This window comes from Nitrospira sp. BLG_2 (assembly GCF_049222245.1).
The window spans coordinates 1-3,336 of the sequence record NZ_JBLYIG010000572.1 but is presented as its reverse complement, the minus strand read 5'-3'; the positions used below and the strand labels follow the sequence as shown (position 1 = coordinate 3,336).

The window sequence follows — 3,336 nt, the reverse complement described above, 5'->3', positions numbered from 1 at the left end:
CAGGATGGCAATCACCGGGATATCAAGTCGCTTCGCTTCCTGGACGGCAATCTTCTCGACTCTTGTATCCAAAACGAACACCGCACCAGGAAGGCTGCGCATGTTCTTAATACCGGACAGGTATTTTTGGAGCTTGGCGATGTCCTTCTGCATGAGGAGGACTTCTTTCTTTTTGAGACCATGCTCGCTGGGGTTCAGAAGCGTCGTCTCCATCTTCTTCATCTTGTCGATGCTGCGCCGAATGGTTTGGAAGTTGGTCAACATCCCACCCAGCCAGCGCTGGTTGACGAAGAACATGTTGGCTCGCTTGGCTTCTTCTTCGAGGATTTCCGCAGCCTGCCGCTTCGTGCCGACGAACAAGACGGATTCTCCGGCTGCGACAAGGTCTCGGACGAAGGCATAGGTGTGCTCCATCCGTGCGACGGTTTGCTGAAGATCGATGATATAGATGCCGCTGCGTTCACCGAACAAAAACTTCTTCATCTTGGGATTCCAGCGGTTGGTCTGATGCCCGAAATGAACGCCGGCTTCCAATAACTCCTTGATCGCCACCACTCCCATGCCTTCACCTCCCCTCAAGCTTGCAGAGCGCCCAATAACAGGGCGAGGGAATCGCTTCCCTTATTCTCAAGCCGTGCAGCGTATCGACGCTGATAGTGATTTTATTGAATGGGTTCTCTCTTTGTGTTAGAAACGAACCCCTGTCAAACCTAGACCGGCGACGCTACCATAGTCCTGTCGAGGTTTCAAGCTGTCTACAGTCTTTTTGAGTTAGGATCGATAGCTTGCGTTAATGCGGACATAGTCATACGAGAGATCTGTTGTCCACATATGGGCATGAGCATGACCCTGCCCAAGGTGGACGGTAACCGTAAATTCCTTTTGCTTGAAGACCTGGGCGATCTTCTGCTCCGCCTCCATCCCCATTCCTACTCCCCGCTGTACCATGACAATGTCATCGAATCGCACCGTTACGTTGCCGGGGTCGATCGCAACGCCCGATCGCCCGATGGCAGCCATGACTCTGCCCCAATTGGCATCTTCCCCAAACAAGGCGGTCTTGACCAGGTTTGATGTCGCGATTGTGTCGGCGACTCGTTTCGCCGCTGTCGCCGTGGCGGCTCCTTGCACCCGAATCATGACGACCTTGGTGACCCCTTCTCCATCGCGGCAAATCATGAGCGCCAATTCCTGTGCCGCGTCGGTTAAAAGCCGCTCGAAGGCGCGATAGGGCTTGGTGCCTCGTTGAATAGGTTGATTCTTGGCGAGGCCGTTAGCCAGGCACAGAACCGTGTCGTTCGTGCTGGTATCGCCGTCCACCGTAATGCAGTTGAAGGATTGATCGACGGCTGATTTCAAAGCCGATTGGAGGGCAGTCGGAGCAATTGCTACATCGGTCGTCAAATAAGCAAGCATGGTGGTCATATTCGGGTGGATCATGCCGGAACCTTTGGCCATGCCACCGACGGTGCTGCTGCGATTGCCGATTTGTGCTTGTCTCGAGACGGTTTTGGGCCGCAAGTCCGTGGTTAAGATCGCTTGCGCCGCTTGGTCGCCTCCTGAAATGCTGAGGCGTGCGATTAATGCCGGGACAGCGGCGGCGATGCGATCAATCGGCAGCACACGACCGATCACACCGGTTGAACCGACGAATACGTGGTGCACGGGAATAGAAAGTTGCTCCGCCACGGCCGTAGCCATCGCTTTTGCCGCCACCAACCCTTGTTCACCCGTGCAGGCATTGGCATTCCCGCTGTTGACGATAATAGCCCGCCCGCGGCGAAACCGAAGATGGCGCCGGTCCAGGAGTACCGGCGCCGCAACCACGCAGTTCTTTGTGAACACGCCGGCGATCGGTCCGCTGACGTCGGACACACACAGGGCCAAATCGAGAAAGTCTGGTTTTTTGATCCCGCAATGGATTCCGGCGGCTTGGAACCCTAGCGGTGCGGTGATGCCGACGTGTGTTGGTCTCATAACGATTTCTCGGGTCGCGTGACGGTTGGGTACGTGACCGTTAAAGGTAGGGTGGTCAAGGATAACTGCCGGGTGCGGTGAGGCCGGTGTCCTCGGGAATGCCGAGCATCAAATTCATGGCTTGAATGGCCTGACCCGCGGCTCCCTTGACGAGATTATCGACCGCCGCCACGGTGACGACCCATCCGGCCCGCGAATCCATGTACACGCCGATGTCGCAGTAATTCGTTCCCTTAATGTACCGCGGATTGGGAACGAGATCTTCGTAGAGTCGGATGAATCGTTCACCTGTATAGAATTCCCGGTACAAGTCACGAAGATCAGAAAGTTGCATGGCTTGCGTCAGTTTACAGTATGCCGTACTCAGGATGCCTCGATTCATCGGTACAAGATGAGGTGTGAATGTCACGGTCACGGAGCCGACATTGTCCGTGAGCCCGGAAAGTTCCTGTTCGATTTCAGGAATATGCCGATGTTGGCCGATTTTGTAAGGCTCTAGGGATTCATGCGCTTCCGGAAAATGGTAGGCGAGGGCCGGACTCCGTCCCGCTCCTGAAACGCCGGACTTGGCGTCGATCACGATCGTCTCCGGCTGCGCGAGCCTTTTGGCGAAGAGGGGCGCCAACTGTAGGACGGCGGCAGTAGGATAGCAGCCGGGCGAAGCAACCAGTTTTGACTTCGAAATCGCGGTCCGATGAAGCTCCGGTAAACCATACACCGCGTCTTGGAGCAAATGTGGATGGCCATGCGGGGTGTGATACCACTTCTCATAGATGCCGACGTCCTTCAGCCGATAATCTGCACTGAGGTCGACGACGGGCTTGCCTGCCTTGATGCAGACGGCAACGGGGTCCTGTGATTTTGTATGAGGCAGTGCGAGAAAAATGGCATCCGCCCGCTCCGTCAGGGTTTCCGGCGCCAAGGCTTCAAATTGATGATCGATGATTCCCTTGAAACTCGGAAACACAGATGAAACCGACTGACCCGCTGACTTTTCAGACGTCACGGCGGTGATGGTAAAATAAGGATGCGCCGCCGCAAGCCGAACAAGTTCTGCGCCGGCATATCCGCTGGCTCCCGCAATGGCGATTCGAAATTTCCCACTCATAGGGGTCACCATCTCTATCCTGATCCTGGCCAACGATCAAGTCACTGAATGAAGACACAAAAAAGGGAAGGCATGGAGCCTTCCCTTTTCTGAATCGTCGGCCCCTGCGCCTAGCGCTTGGAGTATTGGAATCGTTTGCGCGCGCCCTTTTGCCCGTACTTCTTTCGCTCCTTCACGCGTGAATCACGAGTGAGCAACCCTTCCTTCTTGAGAGGGCTGCGGGTTGAAGGAGTCATCGCGACGAGCGCCCG

4 protein-coding genes are annotated in these 3,336 nt (G+C 55.6%); all 4 read right to left on the bottom strand.

Annotation, left to right across the window (positions count from 1 at the left end; translation table 11 throughout):
• On the bottom strand, positions 1-561 hold a 561-nt coding region (gene rpsB, locus ACOSYY_RS15375), incomplete at its 3' end, for a 30S ribosomal protein S2 (RefSeq protein ID WP_421663459.1).
• Positions 562-771: 210 nt separating this feature from the next.
• The gene (argJ, locus tag ACOSYY_RS15370; protein ID WP_421663457.1) at positions 772-1,977 is read right to left on the bottom strand and encodes a bifunctional glutamate N-acetyltransferase/amino-acid acetyltransferase ArgJ; all 1,206 of its coding nucleotides are present in this window, start codon (positions 1,975-1,977) and stop codon (positions 772-774) included.
• A 55-nt stretch (positions 1,978-2,032) separates the two neighbouring features.
• A complete protein-coding gene (argC, locus tag ACOSYY_RS15365; RefSeq protein WP_421663455.1) occupies positions 2,033-3,085 on the bottom strand; it encodes an N-acetyl-gamma-glutamyl-phosphate reductase in 1,053 nt (350 codons plus the stop codon).
• A 110-nt stretch (positions 3,086-3,195) separates the two neighbouring features.
• A partial coding sequence (gene rpsI, locus ACOSYY_RS15360) for a 30S ribosomal protein S9 (RefSeq protein WP_421663461.1) occupies positions 3,196-3,336 on the bottom strand: 141 nt, incomplete at its 5' end.

What these genes read in the sequence shown, in the direction of transcription:
- argJ (WP_421663457.1), bottom strand. Translation starts at nt 1,977, where the DNA reads ATGAGACCAACACACGTCGGCATCACCGCACCGCTAGGGTTCCAAGCC.
- argC (WP_421663455.1), bottom strand. Translation starts at nt 3,085, where the DNA reads ATGAGTGGGAAATTTCGAATCGCCATTGCGGGAGCCAGCGGATATGCC.